Origin of the sequence: Saliniramus fredricksonii, assembly GCF_900094735.1 — a bacterium.
Classification (GTDB): Bacteria; Pseudomonadota; Alphaproteobacteria; order Rhizobiales; family Beijerinckiaceae; genus Saliniramus; species Saliniramus fredricksonii.
In genome coordinates, this window is the sequence record NZ_FMBM01000001.1 from 859,928 (window position 1) to 874,746 (window position 14,819).

13 protein-coding genes are annotated in these 14,819 nt (G+C 64.2%); 3 read left to right on the forward strand and 10 right to left on the reverse strand.

Annotated features, from left to right (window positions below):
* From GA0071312_RS03910 to GA0071312_RS03930, 5 genes are all read right to left on the reverse strand, one after another.
* Positions 1-885 carry a YicC/YloC family endoribonuclease gene (locus GA0071312_RS03910; protein WP_074443688.1) on the reverse strand — a complete coding sequence of 295 codons (885 nt, stop codon included), beginning with the start codon at positions 883-885 and terminating at the stop codon, positions 1-3.
* Positions 886-1,052: 167 nt separating this feature from the next.
* Entirely contained in the window at positions 1,053-1,313 is a 261-nt protein-coding gene (locus GA0071312_RS03915; protein ID WP_074443689.1) for a hypothetical protein, read from the reverse strand.
* 155 nt (positions 1,314-1,468) lie between these two features.
* Positions 1,469-1,858 (reverse strand): TIGR02301 family protein, encoded by a 390-nt coding sequence (locus GA0071312_RS03920; RefSeq protein ID WP_074443690.1) that lies wholly within the window; start codon positions 1,856-1,858, stop codon positions 1,469-1,471.
* Entirely contained in the window at positions 1,858-2,301 is a 444-nt protein-coding gene (locus GA0071312_RS03925; RefSeq protein WP_074444198.1) for an NUDIX hydrolase, read from the reverse strand. The genes GA0071312_RS03920 and GA0071312_RS03925 overlap by 1 nt, the downstream gene beginning before the upstream one ends.
* A gap of 194 nt (positions 2,302-2,495) precedes the next feature.
* Positions 2,496-2,741 (reverse strand): hypothetical protein, encoded by a 246-nt coding sequence (locus GA0071312_RS03930; RefSeq protein ID WP_074443691.1) that lies wholly within the window; start codon positions 2,739-2,741, stop codon positions 2,496-2,498.
* A 368-nt stretch (positions 2,742-3,109) separates the two neighbouring features.
* Between GA0071312_RS03930 and GA0071312_RS03935 the strand changes: the two genes are divergently transcribed.
* The gene (locus GA0071312_RS03935; RefSeq protein WP_108721791.1) at positions 3,110-4,948 is read left to right on the forward strand and encodes an aminopeptidase P family protein; all 1,839 of its coding nucleotides are present in this window, start codon (positions 3,110-3,112) and stop codon (positions 4,946-4,948) included.
* Between the two features lie 122 nt (positions 4,949-5,070).
* Entirely contained in the window at positions 5,071-5,940 is an 870-nt protein-coding gene (locus tag GA0071312_RS03940; RefSeq protein WP_238947085.1) for an NAD(P)-dependent oxidoreductase, read from the forward strand.
* A gap of 467 nt (positions 5,941-6,407) precedes the next feature.
* On the opposite strand, the gene GA0071312_RS03945 is transcribed toward GA0071312_RS03940, so the two are convergent.
* Together GA0071312_RS03945 and GA0071312_RS03950 are read right to left on the reverse strand one after the other, a co-directional pair.
* Complete coding sequence (locus GA0071312_RS03945; protein ID WP_083204283.1) at positions 6,408-7,490, reverse strand: nickel/cobalt transporter; 1,083 nt, start codon at positions 7,488-7,490, stop codon at positions 6,408-6,410.
* 45 nt (positions 7,491-7,535) lie between these two features.
* Complete coding sequence (locus GA0071312_RS03950; protein ID WP_238947086.1) at positions 7,536-8,246, reverse strand: DUF1007 family protein; 711 nt, start codon at positions 8,244-8,246, stop codon at positions 7,536-7,538.
* Between the two features lie 468 nt (positions 8,247-8,714).
* Here GA0071312_RS03950 and GA0071312_RS03955 point away from each other — a divergent pair, with 468 nt between their 5' ends.
* Positions 8,715-12,308: an indolepyruvate ferredoxin oxidoreductase family protein gene (locus tag GA0071312_RS03955; protein ID WP_083204284.1), complete on the forward strand. Its 3,594-nt coding sequence runs from the start codon at positions 8,715-8,717 to the stop codon at positions 12,306-12,308.
* An 18-nt stretch (positions 12,309-12,326) separates the two neighbouring features.
* Here the strand turns inward: GA0071312_RS03955 and GA0071312_RS19560 are convergent, their stop codons facing one another.
* The 3 genes from GA0071312_RS19560 to GA0071312_RS03965 all read right to left on the reverse strand — a co-directional run bounded on the left by GA0071312_RS19560 (position 12,327) and on the right by GA0071312_RS03965 (position 14,766).
* A complete protein-coding gene (locus GA0071312_RS19560) occupies positions 12,327-13,133 on the reverse strand; it encodes a hypothetical protein (RefSeq protein WP_131817700.1) in 807 nt (268 codons plus the stop codon).
* A gap of 60 nt (positions 13,134-13,193) precedes the next feature.
* Entirely contained in the window at positions 13,194-14,234 is a 1,041-nt protein-coding gene (locus tag GA0071312_RS03960; RefSeq protein ID WP_074443694.1) for an alpha/beta fold hydrolase, read from the reverse strand.
* 94 nt (positions 14,235-14,328) lie between these two features.
* The gene (locus tag GA0071312_RS03965; RefSeq protein ID WP_074443695.1) at positions 14,329-14,766 is read right to left on the reverse strand and encodes a thiol-disulfide oxidoreductase DCC family protein; all 438 of its coding nucleotides are present in this window, start codon (positions 14,764-14,766) and stop codon (positions 14,329-14,331) included.
* Positions 14,767-14,819 lie beyond the last annotated feature (53 nt).

The following is a 14,819-nucleotide window of genomic DNA, read 5'->3' on the forward strand; positions in this document are numbered from 1 at the left end:
TCACTCCACGTTCTGAACCTGCTCGCGAAACTGGTCCACCACGCTCTTCAGTTCCAGCCCGACCCGCGACAAGGTCACATCCGAGGCCTTGGAGCACAGCGTATTGGCCTCGCGTCCGAATTCCTGGGCGAGAAAATCGAGCCGCCGGCCCACGGCGCCGCCCTCGGCCAGAAGCGCCCGCGCGGCGGCAATATGGGCATCAAGCCGGTCGATCTCTTCCTGTATATCGGCGCGGGTGGCGATCAGCACCGCTTCCTGGTGCAGGCGGTCGGCATCGAAACCGGTCCCCGCCTCCATGATGCGGGCGATCTGCCCGGCAATGCGGGCGCGGATGACCTCCGGCGTGCGGGCCGGGTTGTCACGCGCCGCTGCAACGAGCCTTTCCATGGCATCGAGCTGCGCGGTGATGACCTGCGCGAGCGCCGCGCCCTCGCTGCGGCGGGCTGCGGCGAGGGTTTCCGCCAGTTCATCAAGCGCTTTGTCGAGATCGGCCTGCAGCGCCCGCGTGATGCTTTCGTCATCGGTTTCCACGATATCGATGACACCGCGCACGGCGAGCAGGCCGTCAAGGCTGGCGGGACCCACAGCCTGCGAACGCGGGGCGCGTTCGACGGCTTCGACGAGGGTTGCGAGAATATCGTGATTGACGCGAAGGCGCGGCGCAGTTTCCGACCGCGTCAGAGTGAGACCAACCTGGCACTGGCCGCGCGTGAGCACCTTGCCGAGGCGTTTGCGCGCCTCTTCGCCCAGCGCATCCCATCCCGAAGGCATGCGCAGCCGGATATCGAGGCCGCGCCCGTTCACGGATTTCGCCTCGAAGGCAAAGCTGTAGGGTCCGCTCGTACCCGTCATCCGGGCAAAGCCGGTCATGCTCGCAATGGTCATTCAACCGCCTCCCGGATGCGCTGCACGGATCTGCGTCGTCATCGCCGACATGATCGTCATCGGTGAAACGGCGCTTTTGCACCGGCGGCGGTGCCAAGGCAAGCCGGCCGTACTGCCGGAACCCTCAAGAGCGGACATGAAGCGGGTATGAGCGACCCGGGCGCGCGTCAATGGCGCGGTGCGATCGAGAAACCGCCGGCGCGGATGCGATCGGGCAAGCCCTGGGCGAATTCCGCCGCCGCTTCCTCGCCATAGGTGGCGACAAGTTCCTGGAAGGCGGCGAAGATCGCGGCCTGCGCCATGCAATCCGCGTCGAGACCGTCGAGCTGCGCTTCGGCGAAGGCTTCGGTGACATAGCCGAGCGCCACGCGCTTCTCTTCGGCGACGTCGGTGATCGGTGCCGACTGATAATCGTAATCTTCAAGCATGAAACCGTGTCTCTCCCACCTTCCCACAGCCGCGACCTTAGAGCCGCGACGTGCCGGCTTCCAGTCTCGCCTTACGAAAAGGTTAACGCGACCCGCTTGTTTTGTGGAAAAGGCCTGACGCTACGGCAAGAAGAGCGGCTTCGTTGCAGCGCGTTTCAGTTTCCGTAGCGTGTCGCGATCATCCCGGCGAGCGCATCGCCTTCTTCCAGAAAGCGCGCGATGGCGATTTCTGCTGCGGGGGTGCAGCGCCGGTAGGTCAGCGCGAATGCCGCGTAACCGCGATTATAGGCCCCGGCGAGACGCTCGGCGCGCTCCGGCCCCTCAGCCTCCAGCAGATCCTGCATGCGTTCGGGCCATTCCGACGCATCCTGTGCCGCGCACAGGTCGCGCAGGAAGGCGAGCGACCCCATGACCTCCGCCAGACGCATGAGATCGGCCTCATAGGACGGCGGCCGGGACGGCGCGCCGTCCTGCGCCGATCCCGAGACCGGCCCCGTGAGCATGAATGCGGCTGCGAGAAGGAGGATGAGAATCGCGTGTTTCATCACGATTGCCGCCGCACGAGGGCACCCGCCCCCGCGACGATCTCGGACAGATGCGGCGTCGTGGGCAGATCCGACAGCGCCGCCGGATCGGCCCAGATTACCGCGCCCGCTTCGGGGCCGGGGCGTGGCTCGCCGGAGACCCAGAGCGCGGCATGGGCGCAGATCACGTAATGCACGCGCACGGCCCCCGCTTCGTCGCGCTGGATGATCTCGATCGGCCGGATCATCCCCAGCACACGCGCCGTCACGCCGACTTCCTCATGCAACTCGCGCAGAGCGGCCTCGGCGAGGGTCTCGCCAGGCTCCACCAGACCGCCGGGCAGGGTGTAGAGATTGTCCATCGGCGGGCGCGTGCGCGTCGCGAGCAACACCCTGTCGCCGCGCAGCACGCAGATGCTGGCGGCAAGAAGGGGGCCTGCGGGATAATCGCGCTGTAGCGTCATGCCCATGCACCTCGAAATCGCGCCGCGGAGCCCGCAGCATCGCCCATCCGCCGCTTTGTCGCAAAGTCCGATCTGGCCGGCAAGGACGGATTGCCGCGATTGGCCGCCCCCGAACGCGCGAAAGCCCCGTCCTTGAGGGGCGACGGGGCTTTCACGATGCCGCTTGCGCGAGTGCCGTAACAGGCAGAGACGACTTACTTCACGAACGGAAGCCGCGCATCGTCGCCGAGGCGCATCTTGCGATACTCTTCGCTTGTCGTGATGGATTCGTAGAGATGCGGGGCGTAGAGCATCAGCTCACGCTCGAAGCGACGCATCTGGGCGCGCTCAAGGCTGTTGAGCAGGCGCTGGAAGAAACCCTTGCGCACGGGCTCTGCCGTGGTTTCGGTGGTGATCGCATCGGCGGTAGGGGCGTTCGGGTAATTGAGGGCATAGGCCATGGGGGACATCTCCTGAGCTGGTTACGCTCTGATCATTCCCGAGCGTTTCCGTTGTCGTTGCATCGCAATATAAGTCAGCATCCCTGCCCTAGCTATGGAGTCTGGGACATGTTTGCCATGCGTTTCATGCATGCACATGCGCTGAATGTCTCAAACATGCTCGTTTGACGCATGACGCGGCACGTTGCCGACAAATATGGCAGGCCACAGCCGCATCTGCCGTGTTGCGGTGCAGCATGAGTTCGAATTATCGTCATCGGGATTTCGTTTCCGGGTCTTGCCGCGCGAGGTTCAGGCCGGTTGCGGCCTGATCGAAACCTTGCATCTGCCACGCATCCGACCCAGAACAGGACAAGGCATCGAAGCAGATGAGGTCTTGCGTGAGTGGTCCGTTCCAGACATTCGACGATCCCGTGGCCGGCGGACGCGATCCGGGGCGGCTGGCGCGGCTGCGCGCCGCGCTCGCCTCACGCGGCCTGAGCGCCTTCATCATCCCCCGCGCCGATGCGCATCAATCCGAATACACGCCGCCGCATGACGAGCGGCTGGCATGGCTGACGGGTTTTACCGGCTCGGCGGGGCTCGCCGTGGTGCTTGCGCGTGCGGCGGCGCTGTTCACCGACGGACGCTACACCCTGCAGGCGCCGCAGCAGATCGACATGACGCAGTGGCAAGTGGTCGATTCGACGCGTACCAGACCCTTCGTCTGGCTTGCCGGGCACCTCGGCGAGGGTGATGTCGTCGGCTTCGACCCGTGGCTGATGACCGCGCGGGACGTGGCGCAGCTGCGCCGGGAGGTCGAGACTGTCGGCGGATTGCTGCAAGCCGTGCCCGATAACCCGCTCGACGCGCTCTGGGAGGACCAGCCGCCCCCGCCGCAGGCGGCGCTGTGGGCGCATGATCCGGATCTGACCGGCGAGAGCGTCCCGGACAAGCTGGCGCGGATCCGTACGGCGATCGGCGAGGCGCGCTGCGATGCCCTCGTCGTCAGCGACCCGCATAATCTGTGCTGGGCCTTCAATCTGCGCGGCGCGGATGTCGCGCATACGCCGATCGTGCTCGGCTTTGCGCTGATCCCCGCCGAAGGCCGTCCGGTTCTCTTCATCGCGGGCGGCAAGATCGATGCGGCGATGCGTGCGGCGATCTCGGAGCATGCCGATCTCGCCGAGCCCGAGACCCTGCTCGAAACCCTCACCGCCCGCGCTTCCGGTGGTGCGAAGCTGCGCATCGACAGCGCCACCGGCGCGGAGATCCTGCGCGAAACCGTCGTTCGGGCCGGCGGCGAGGCCGATGTCGCGGCTGATCCGATCACGCTGATGAAGGCCCGCAAGAACCCGGTCGAGATCGCCGGAAGCCGGGAAGCGCATCTGCGCGACGGCGTTGCGGTCTCGCGCTTCCTTGCCTGGTTCGCCGATACCGCCCCGCGCGGGGAGCTCACCGAGATCGACGCCGTGTGCAAGCTGGAAGAGATGCGCGCGCAGACCAATGCGCTCGTCGAGATCGCCTTTCCCACCATTGCCGGAGCCGGGCCCAACGGGGCGATCGTGCATTACCGGGTCAGCACGCAGAGCAACCGGGCAATCGGGACGGGGGAGCTGTTCCTGATCGATTCCGGCGCGCAATACAACGACGGCACCACCGATATCACCCGCACGCTGGTCACCGGTGAGCCGACACCGGAGATGCGTGCGCATTACACCCGGGTGCTCAAGGGCCATATCGCCATCGCCCGCGCCGTCTTTCCCAAGGGAACGACGGGCGCGCAGATCGATGCGCTGGCGCGGCTGCCGCTCTGGGAGGCCGGGCTCGATTTCGACCATGGCACCGGGCATGGCGTCGGCAGCTTCCTCTCCGTGCATGAAGGCCCGCAGCGCATCTCGAAGGCAGGCAATGTCGCCCTGGACCCTGGGATGATCCTCTCCAACGAGCCGGGCTATTACAGGGCCGGCAGCTACGGCATCCGGCTGGAGAACCTGCTCCTTGTGGAGCCGCGCGAGATCGCCGGCGGCGAGCGCGAGATGCTCGGATTCGAAACCCTCACCCTCGCGCCGTTCGAGCGCCGGCTGATCGAGCCCGCCCTGCTGGGGCGGACGGAGCGCGCCTGGATCGACGCCTATCACGCCCGCGTCTGGGAGAAGCTGGCGCTATCGGTCGACGACGCCACCCGCGCCTGGCTGGAAGGCGCCACGCGACCGCTGGCTGTTTGACGCTTGCGAACCGGTGGCGTGATCGGTCGATGGCGCAAACGGCCTTTGGCCTGAACGCCCTGTGCGGCGCGCCCTGTGGCGCTTAAGCTTTCATGCGTGAGGCACCAGCGCGTGGAGGCGATATGGACAAGAGCATGATTCCCGATCTTTCGGGCAAGGTCATCGCGATCATTGCGCCGGGCAATATGGGCGCGGGCCTCGCCACGCGCGTCCGCGCTGCCGGATTTAGCGTGCGCACATTGCTGGCCGGGCGCGGCGAGGCGACACGCATGCGGGCCAGCCAGGCGGGCATGCAGGATGCTTCCCCGCCGGACATCGCCGCCTGCCCCGTGATTCTCTCCGTGGTGCCGCCGGGGCGTGCCCATGTGCTCGCACGCGAACTCGCCCCCGCTCTCGCCGCAGCGCCGGTCAAGCCGCTCTATGTCGATTGCAACGCGGTCTCGCCCGAGACGGTGAAGGTGATCGCCGAGACGATCACGGCGACGGGTGCGGCTTTCGCGGATGCCGGGATCATCGGCTTGCCGCCGACGGCTGACGGCCCGCTTCCGGTGATCTATGCCAGCGGCGAGGCCGCGCCCGGGCTGGCTGCGCTGAACCATGCCGGTCTCGACATCCGTGTGCTCGACGGTCCTGTCGGCGCCGCCTCGACCCTGAAGATGTGCTATGCGGGCATTGGCAAGGGGCTGACGGCGCTCGCCTGCGCGATGATCCTCGCCGCCGAACGCGCCGGTGCCGGTGAGGCCCTGCATGCGGAGATGGAGCGCAGCCAGAAGATGCTGCTGGGGCGCCTCGAGGGCAGCATTCCGGACATGTTTCCCAAAGCCTATCGCTGGGTCGCCGAGATGGAAGAGATCGGCGGTTTTCTGGATGAGGAGCGGCCCGAATCCGGAATCTATCGCGGTATGGCGGGTTTCTATGACCGCCTCGCCGGCGATTTCGATGCGCAGGGTCCGGAGATCGCGGCGCTGAAGCGGTTTCTGGACAAGAAGTAATCCGCAGGCCCGGCCAGACGGAACCGGAATGAGCTGCTATCGGGTGCGCGCGAAATGCCGGTCGGATGACCTCGCCCGGCTGCGCGGTCCAAAATATTGAAACGATGAAAATTTTACGCCTTTACCAAATGGCGCGTCGATGCCGTTTCAGAGCAGGCAAAACCAATGCATGCGAACTCATATTATGATATCATACATTTATGAGGTATTATTTGAACAAATATCAGTTGCGTGTTCGTAAGCCACGCCCCCCGCCCGGTCTTGGGCGGGACGTGGTCGTTTCCACACCGGAGGAGAATGACGCTTTCGAGCAGGCCTTATGGCGTCAGACGCTGGCGCGCGCCATTCGTCAGGCGCGCCAGGAGGCGCGCGGGCGCAAAGATCCCGTGCTCAAGCAGAAACTCCGCCGGCTCTACCGCACGCTCTGGGGCGGTCGGCGGGTCTCGCCCGGCGCCGGTGATCCGGCCCTAGAGCGCGCCGCTGCCCGGCTGGCCGGCGAGCAGCGCGAGGCCGATCACCAGCACGAAGGCGGCAGCGGCGAGCTCGAAGCCCGAACCGACGACCACGCCCCGATCATTGCGCCCGCCGGCGATGCGCAGGGCGAAATCCTTCATGAAGACGGCGGTGAGCGCGATCACGCTGGTGGTGATGGCGGTGCCGACGGCCATGGCGAAGGTCGCGGCGATCCCCGCGCCGATGAGATCCTGCGAGGCGGCGAAGACGAGCAGGACGAGGGCTCCGGCGCAGGGCCGCAGGCCGGCGGCGAAAACCACGCCGGCATATTCGCGCCAGCGCCGCAGCCGCATGAATTCCTCGGGCGGGGGCAGATGCACGTGGTCGCACCCGGCGGGGTTGTCCAGCCGCGCCCCGCGCCGATGCAGGATGAGATCGGTGAAGTGCCCGGCCTTGCGCCAGGTCAGCCAGAGCCCGAGCAGGGCGACGACGAGGAAACTCGTGAATTCAACCCGCCCCGTCAGCCGGTCCATACCGACTGCCGTGAGGCTGAAGACCGCTATCGCGGCGCCGACCATGGCGATGGCGATGACGGCCTGCAGGAAGGCGGCGGCAAAACACAGGCCGATCCCGCGCCGCAGAGCGCGCTCTTCCGCGACGAGATAGGCTGAGATCACGGCCTTGCCGTGACCGGGCCCGGCAGCGTGAAAGACGCCGTAGGCGAAACCCACGCCCATCAGGGCCCAGAACGCCCCACCGCCCTCGGGCAGGGCGCGCACGCCGGCCTGGATGCGCTGGTAGAACAGCCCCTGCAGAGCCAGCACCGTGTTCATCAGCGCATTGCCCGGCGGCGCCGTCTCGCGCTGCGTCATGCCGAAAGGCGCGGCCGTGGGCGCCGGCGCGGGCGCGGGTGGCACGAGGAGATACAGAATCAGATTGAGCGCACCGCCCACGGCGAGCACGGCGATCAGCGCGAAACCGAGGCGCAGCGCGAGACGGCGCCACCCTGCCGGGCCGGTACGTCCGCGCCGATAAGCGGCACCACCTGTATCGGTGCCGAAAGATGCCGGCGGCGGGGACGGGCTGGCTCTGGTCATGTCACTTCGCCATCATGGATACGGACGTCCTTCGCGCGGAGGCGTTCACGGGCAGGCGATCAGCGCACGATTTGCGAATTGGTCGCCGAAATCGGAGGCCGCCGTCAAGGTGGCGAAGAAGGCCTCCGACAGGCTCGCGGTCTCTTCGATCTCCGAGGAGGCCGGGCGCGTGATCGTCATGGTGCAGCCTTGCGGCCCGCCGACGAGGCTGATGGCGTCGTCACCCTCGTCGATGGTGAAGGAGACGAACAGCGTCGGATCGTAGATTTCCATGACGAAGGCCGTGCGCGGTCGGGCTGGTTCACTCAGCGGCAGGGTGAAGCTGAGCGTGAGTTGCCCGCCTTCATAGACCATGTCGTAATCGACGGGTGGCGCGAAGGCGCGGTCATCGCCATCGATTCGCGCTTGCGTGAAATAGCCGAATTCGACCAGCGAGGTAGCGTTGATCTCGGCCAGTTCACGCAATTCTTCCGGGCCGACCGCGCCGTAATCCTCCTCCAGCCCCTGCACGGCCCAGGCGGAATAGAATTCGTCGAAGGTCCAGATATGCCGCAGCCCGGCGACACGCCGGGATTCGTCATAGAGGATTTCGGCATGCGCGGTGACCCAGACATGCGGATGCGCCCGCGCGGGGTGCGTGGCCAGCACCGACATGCCGGTGAGCAGCGCCAGCACGGTCAGCATGCGCAGCGCGATCCCGCATGACGGCATCCGGGGCCGGGACGAGGTTGCATGGCGCGCTCGACTCTCGATCATGGCAATCCGTTTCTTTCCCGACCGCAGCCCCGCGCTCCGGCAACGCGCTCCACCATCGATGAAACTGCGCCGCTATGGTTAAGCACGGGTTAATGCTTCGTATCACATGCGGGCGATCTCGCACACTGCACTGGTGCTGCGCGAGTGGGGCGAAAGCATGACGGGGTGATGCGGCGCGGGCATGGTACGCACGCGAACATGGCACGCATGCACGCGGGCAAGCCGCTTTTCCCGCGCGATGCACCCTTGCGGGCGGGACGAAATCCTTCCACTTTCGTATGAGACCAATAAGCAACCGGCACGCGCCCGCGATTGACGGTTATCGTTGAATATGTCAGCATCACTGACATATCATGCGCGTTTTTACGGATGCGCGCCCGGAAACGCTGAGCGCGGACGAGACCGGTGGCAAGCCGGCGGAACGCGGGAAGCCGAGGGTCGCGAACGGCGACCGAGGAGGACGAACGTATGAGCAAGGCTGGCATCAACGAGAAAGCCGTGCAAGACAAGGCCGTACAAGACAAGGCCGTGCAAGATAAGACTGCGAAGACAGCGAAGACCGCAACCTCTGCGCCGGCCAATGCATTGCGCGACGTCTCCCTCGACGACAAGTACGATCTCGGCAAGGACCGCGTCTTCCTTACCGGCACACAGGCGATCATCCGCCTGCTGCAGATGCAGCGCGAGCGTGACCGGCTGGCCGGGTTGAACACGGCGGGTTTCGTCTCCGGCTATCGCGGCTCGCCGCTGGGCGGGCTCGATCTCAATCTGGCACGGGCGAAGAAGCATCTCGCGGCCTCCCACATCACCTTCCAGCCCGGCCTCAACGAGGAGCTCGCGGCGACCGCCATCTGGGGCACGCAGCAGGCGGAACTGCGCGGGGAAGGCAAGTATGACGGCGTCTTCGGCGTCTGGTACGGCAAGGGCCCGGGCGTTGATCGCTCCGGCGACGTCTTCCGCCATGCCAACATGGCCGGCAGCTCGGCCAATGGGGGCGTGCTCGCGCTGATGGGTGATGATCACATCGCCGAATCATCGACCGTGGCGCACCAGTCGGAATTCCATTTCGTCGACGTGATGAGCCCGATCCTGAACCCCGCCGGGGTGCAGGAGATCCTCGATTACGGCCTCTACGGCTTCGCCATGAGCCGCTATACCGGGACCTGGACCGCATTCAAATGCGTCAAGGACAACATCGAATCGACCGCCTCGGTGGATGGTTCGATCGACCGGGTGAAGATCGAATACCCGGATGATTTCGCCATGCCGCCGGGCGGGCTCAACATCCGGCTGGGCGACAGCATCCTCGAACAGGAAGCGCGCCTGCAGGATTACAAGCGCGATGCCATGCTCGCCTTCATCCGCGCCAACAACCTCAACCGCACCATCCTGACCGGCGGGCGCCATCCGAAGGTCGGTGTGATCACCGTCGGCAAATCCTATCTCGACGTGCGCCAGGCCATGGACGAGCTCGGCCTCGACGAGGTCAAGGCCAATGATATGGGCCTGCGGCTGTACAAGATCGCCTGCCCCTGGCCGCTCTCGCAGCGCGAGCTGATGGATTTCGCCCAGGGGCTCGATCTCGTCATCGTGGTCGAGGAAAAGCGCTCGCTGATCGAGGTGCAGCTGCGCGAGGAGCTCTACGGCACCGCCAACCAGCCGGTCTGCATCGGCAAGCGCGACGAGCAAGGCGACTGGCTCTTCCCCGTCAAGGGCGCGCTCGATTCCAACGACATTGCCATCGCCATTGGCGAGCGGCTCCTGCGCTACCACAACAACGATGATCTCGCCGGGCGCGTGGCGCGTCTGAAGGAGGCGCAGGACATCCTCGCAAAGACCAGCGACGTCTCCAACCGCACCCCGCATTTCTGCGCCGGCTGCCCGCATAACAGCTCGACCAAGGTGCCCGACGGCATGCGCGCCTATGCGGGAATCGGCTGCCACTACATGGTCCAGTGGATGGACCGCAACACCTCGGGCTTCACCCAGATGGGTGGCGAGGGGGCCAACTGGATCGGCGAGGCGCCATTCTCCACGCGCAGCCACGTCTTCCAGAACCTGGGCGACGGCACCTACAACCATTCCGGCGTGATGGCACTGCGCTGGGCGGTCGATACGAAGACCAACATTACCTATAAAATCCTGTTCAACGACGCCGTCGCCATGACCGGCGGCCAGACGCATGAAGGCGGGCTCACCGTCGACATGATCGCCCGGCAGGTCCGTGCCGAGGGCGTCGAGCGCATCGCGCTGGTGACCGACGAGCCGGAGAAATACCCGTCGACGGCGGATTTTCCCGCCGGCATGACGATCAACCATCGCGACGAAATCCAGAGCGTGCAGCAAGAGCTCGCCGAAATCGGCGGCGTCTCGGTGATGATCTACGACCAGACCTGCGCCTCGGAAAAGCGCCGCCGCCGCAAGCGGGGCACCTTCCCCGATCCCGACAAGCGCGTGATCATCAATGAACTCGTCTGTGAAGGCTGCGGTGATTGCTCGGTCCAGTCGAACTGCGTCGCGGTGCAGCCGCTTGAGACGGAATACGGGCGCAAGCGCCAGATCGACCAGTCCAACTGCAACAAGGATTTCTCCTGCGTGAAGGGCTTCTGCCCGTCCTTCGTGACGGTGCACGGGGCCAAGCCGAAAAAGGCGAAGGTCTCGGGCTCCGGCAATGCATTGCCCGAAACGATCCCCGATCCGCAGATCCCTGCGATCGACACGACCTGGAACTGCATCGTCACCGGCGTGGGCGGCACCGGCGTCGTCACCATCGGGGCCATCATCGGCATGGCCGCACATCTCGAAGGCAAGGGCTGCGGCATGATCGACATGGCCGGCCTCGCCCAGAAGGGCGGCTCGGTCTACAGCCATGTGCGCCTCGCCAAGTCGCCGGAAGAGATTCACGCCATCCGCGTCGCGGCGGGGACGGCGGATCTGGTGCTCGGCTGCGATCTTGTGGTGAGCGGCACCAAGAAGGTGCTGGCTGCGGTTTCACCCGGGCGCACGGCACTGGTCGTCAACACGGCGGAGGTCTATCCGGGCGACTTTACCCGCGATGCCGATTTCTCGCTGCCGGCGGAGCGCCTCAAGCGCGAGATCAAGCGCATCGCCAATGGCGAGAAGGTCGATTTCGTCGATGCCACGGCGATCGCCACGGCGCTTCTGGGTGATGCCATCGCGGCCAACATGTTCATGCTGGGCTTTGCCTATCAGCGCGGCGCGGTGCCGCTGCATGCCGATGCGATCGAGCGCGGCATCGCGCTCAACGGCCAGGCCGTGGCGATGAATATCGAAGCCTTCCGGCTGGGCCGCAAGGCGGCAGCGAGCCCTGAGGGGCTGGCCAAGGTGGTCGCCTCGCTGAAGGCGCCGACCAGGGCGCGCGAGATTTCGCAGACGCTCGACGAGACCATCGCGCGGCGCGTCGAATTCCTCACAGCCTATCAGGATGCGGCCTATGCCGCGCGCTATCAGGCGCTGGTCGAGAAGGTCCGCGCTGCCGAAGCGAAGGCCGTTGACGGCAAGGAGGGGCTCACCGAGGCCGTCGCGCGCAACCTGTTCAAGCTGATGGCCTACAAGGATGAATACGAGGTCGCGCGGCTCTATTCCGACGGCTCCTTCCTGCGCCAGGTGGACCAGACCTTCGAGGGGCAGAACCTGCGCTTTGAATTCCACCTCGCCCCGCCGCTTCTGGCCCGCAAGGATCCCAATACCGGCGTGCCGCGCAAGATCACCTTCGGGCCGTGGATGCTGAAGGCCTTCGGGCTGCTGGCGAAGTTCAAGGGCCTGCGCGGCACGAAGCTCGACGTCTTCGGCTACACGCAGGAGCGCCGCACCGAGCGGCAGCTGATCACGGATTACGAGGCCATGCTGGAGGAGATCGTGGCGAAGCTCTCGCCCGAGAACCACATCACCGCCCTCGGCCTCGCCGCGATCCCGGCCAAGATCCGCGGCTTCGGTCATGTCAAGGAGCGCCACCTCGAAGCCGCCAAGGCGGAAGAGGCGGCCCTGATGGAGCGCTTCCGCAACCCGCAGAAAGCGCCGGCAGCCGAAGCGGCGGAGTAATTGGTGGAGTGAGGCGGATCAAGCTTCACTCGGGGGCGGTGTATTATCGCCCCCGGCTTGCGGCGGGTTCGTTTTCGCCTGGCTGGCGGCAGGTGGCGCTGAACCTGGAATCGGTCCATCTGATCCAGAGGGTTCCGCGCCTGGGAAGCCAGTCAAGGGAAAATGCTCGGAGTTGACAGCAACAAATCCTCTCACAACGACCCTACCGAACCAGTTCCGCGTCCTGTCGCGTGCGATGACTAGTGCGATTCCAGAAAATAAGAAGATAAACTGAAAAACTATTATTGATTCATTTATCAATTTATATTGCCCATACATAAATAAAACTATAAAATTTAAAATACATGAAACCCCTATGTTTTTCCCCATGCGTTCTAATGTGTTTATTGTAGATATTAGATTTCCGAGAAAGTCGCTCTTTGCCTCTATTTCTCGACGCATATAATATATAATTGCTAACTTATTTTCTTTTTCTAAAAGATCTTTGCCAAATCTTCGTTTAATTATATCAAAAGCAATAAGAAGAAATGTATCGGGCTTCTTATCAAATTGAATTGGGTTTCTATAAAACATTCTTTGTAATGGATCATATTGCAGTTTGCGTACATATTTATCAAATTTGCCATCGATACTTAATATTGAGTCCATAAAAAAACCTATGATATAACTTGTTAGAAGAAATAGAGATATTGTTGCGGCATTTATATTGATACCTATATTTATATTTGTTTCTAAATAATAAATATATAAAATAGGCAGCAAAATGACGATGCCTGGAAACAAATGACTAGCTAATTCTTTGAAACTCCATGTGATGCCATTCATGACGCGCGCCCCCGCTTCACTGTGTTCACACCAGTGAATTTAATGCATGGAACGTCGATATCAATCTTTTATTGTGCTTTGCTCCTCGTGCGCTCCTCCCCCCGACACAAACCCGTCCGCCCGCGGCATGCTCGGTTCCGGTCCGGTCGCGGGTGGTTTCGTATCGGGCTGCGACGTGGATGCACCTGTCTCCACGCCCGCGATGAAATCGACGATGCGCGCAGCCGCCTCGCCGTCGAGCAGCGGGGCGTGGCCCTGGCCGGGGACGCTATGTGTCTCGCAGGCCGGATGGCGTTTTTCCATTTCGCGCAGCGTCTCGTTTGAAAGGATGTCGGAATGCGCGCCGCGCAGGACGAGGAGCGGCGCGTGGGAGAGGGCCGCGAAAAGCGTCCAGAGCGGCGGCAGCGGCTTTTCCAGATCGAGCCCGGCCAGCCCTTTGAGTAGCGCGGGATCATAGACGGGCACCAGCTTGCCGTCCTTCTCCTGCCATGTCCCCCGCGCAAGCTTCATCCAGCCTTCATCGTCGAGACCGGGGAATTGCTTGTCGGAAATCGTCTGCATGATTTCCACAGCCTGGGTGAAATCGCGCGGCACGGGCAGCTTGCCGACATAGCCGCGTATGCGCATCAATCCCTTCGGCTCGATCACGGGGCCGATATCGTTGAACACCGCCGCGCGGATTGCCGTTGGACGCGCCGCCGCGATCGCCATGGTGACGAGCCCGCCGCGCGAGGTGCCGACGAAGTTCGCCTGATGCACGCCCATCGCGGTCATCGCGGCGAGGCAATCATCCATCTCGATGCCGATATCGTAATTGCGCCAGTTGCGATCATGCTGCGACAGGCCGCGCCCGCGATAATCCAGTGCGAGCACACGTCTCGGTGTTTCGGCACCGGACAGGGCGCGCGCGAGATCATGAAAATCGTAAGCCGTGCGCGCGATTCCCGGCAGGCAGACGACCGGGGTCAGGGCCGAGTCGATCGGGCCATAGTCACGCAGATGCAGCACCAGCCCGTCTGCCGCCGACACGAAACGTGAGCGATATCCGGCATCGTCGCGCCCGTTCGCCATATCCGCCGCCGCGACATTGTCTTCCTGCATCGCCGTGATCCTCTCGCTCGCGCCTCATGGCCGCAGAGGATGCGTTCTGTGAAGGGGATTCGCAAGAACGGCGATGCCCGCTGGCGCGGTGCAATCAGTCCCGGCGCTGCGATGCCGGATCGCAGGCGCCGTCATCCGTGCATGGGGCTGGTTCCCGTCTGCCGCCGAAGAGGCGCTGCAACTGTGGGCGTATGGGCAGGAACACGGCATAGGCGCCATCCAGCAGGCTCGCCAGCGGCTCACGGCGCAGGATGCGTCCGATGATGCGAAACCCGTCGAGCCGGGCCATGATCTCGGCGAAGGCGCGGCCGCCGGAAATCAGCTTTCCCTGCGCATCCATGACGTGAAACCGCGCCATGGCATCGGCGCGCGCGAGACCGGGAGCGACGTCCTGATCGGGCGCGAGCTTGGCGACATCGCTCCAGCGCAGGCGCTCCGCGCCCTTGCGGCGACGATAGAAGGCAATTTCGCGCGCGCAGAGCGGGCAGTCACCATCATAGAAGACGGTGAGCGTGGGGGAGTTCGTATCCATGACAGGGCAAATGGAGCAGGCGCGCGACCCGGGCAGGGTGCGCGGGGCATCGC

What these genes read in the sequence shown, in the direction of transcription:
- GA0071312_RS03910 (WP_074443688.1), bottom strand. Translation starts at nt 885, where the DNA reads ATGACCATTGCGAGCATGACCGGCTTTGCCCGGATGACGGGTACGAGC.
- GA0071312_RS03915 (WP_074443689.1), bottom strand. Translation starts at nt 1,313, where the DNA reads ATGCTTGAAGATTACGATTATCAGTCGGCACCGATCACCGACGTCGCC.
- GA0071312_RS03920 (WP_074443690.1), bottom strand. Translation starts at nt 1,858, where the DNA reads ATGAAACACGCGATTCTCATCCTCCTTCTCGCAGCCGCATTCATGCTC.
- GA0071312_RS03925 (WP_074444198.1), bottom strand. Translation starts at nt 2,301, where the DNA reads ATGACGCTACAGCGCGATTATCCCGCAGGCCCCCTTCTTGCCGCCAGC.
- GA0071312_RS03930 (WP_074443691.1), bottom strand. Translation starts at nt 2,741, where the DNA reads ATGGCCTATGCCCTCAATTACCCGAACGCCCCTACCGCCGATGCGATC.
- GA0071312_RS03935 (WP_108721791.1), top strand. Translation starts at nt 3,110, where the DNA reads ATGAGGTCTTGCGTGAGTGGTCCGTTCCAGACATTCGACGATCCCGTG.
- GA0071312_RS03940 (WP_238947085.1), top strand. Translation starts at nt 5,071, where the DNA reads ATGGACAAGAGCATGATTCCCGATCTTTCGGGCAAGGTCATCGCGATC.
- GA0071312_RS03945 (WP_083204283.1), bottom strand. Translation starts at nt 7,490, where the DNA reads ATGACCAGAGCCAGCCCGTCCCCGCCGCCGGCATCTTTCGGCACCGAT.
- GA0071312_RS03950 (WP_238947086.1), bottom strand. Translation starts at nt 8,246, where the DNA reads ATGATCGAGAGTCGAGCGCGCCATGCAACCTCGTCCCGGCCCCGGATG.
- GA0071312_RS03955 (WP_083204284.1), top strand. Translation starts at nt 8,715, where the DNA reads ATGAGCAAGGCTGGCATCAACGAGAAAGCCGTGCAAGACAAGGCCGTA.
- GA0071312_RS19560 (WP_131817700.1), bottom strand. Translation starts at nt 13,133, where the DNA reads ATGAATGGCATCACATGGAGTTTCAAAGAATTAGCTAGTCATTTGTTT.
- GA0071312_RS03960 (WP_074443694.1), bottom strand. Translation starts at nt 14,234, where the DNA reads ATGCAGGAAGACAATGTCGCGGCGGCGGATATGGCGAACGGGCGCGAC.
- GA0071312_RS03965 (WP_074443695.1), bottom strand. Translation starts at nt 14,766, where the DNA reads ATGGATACGAACTCCCCCACGCTCACCGTCTTCTATGATGGTGACTGC.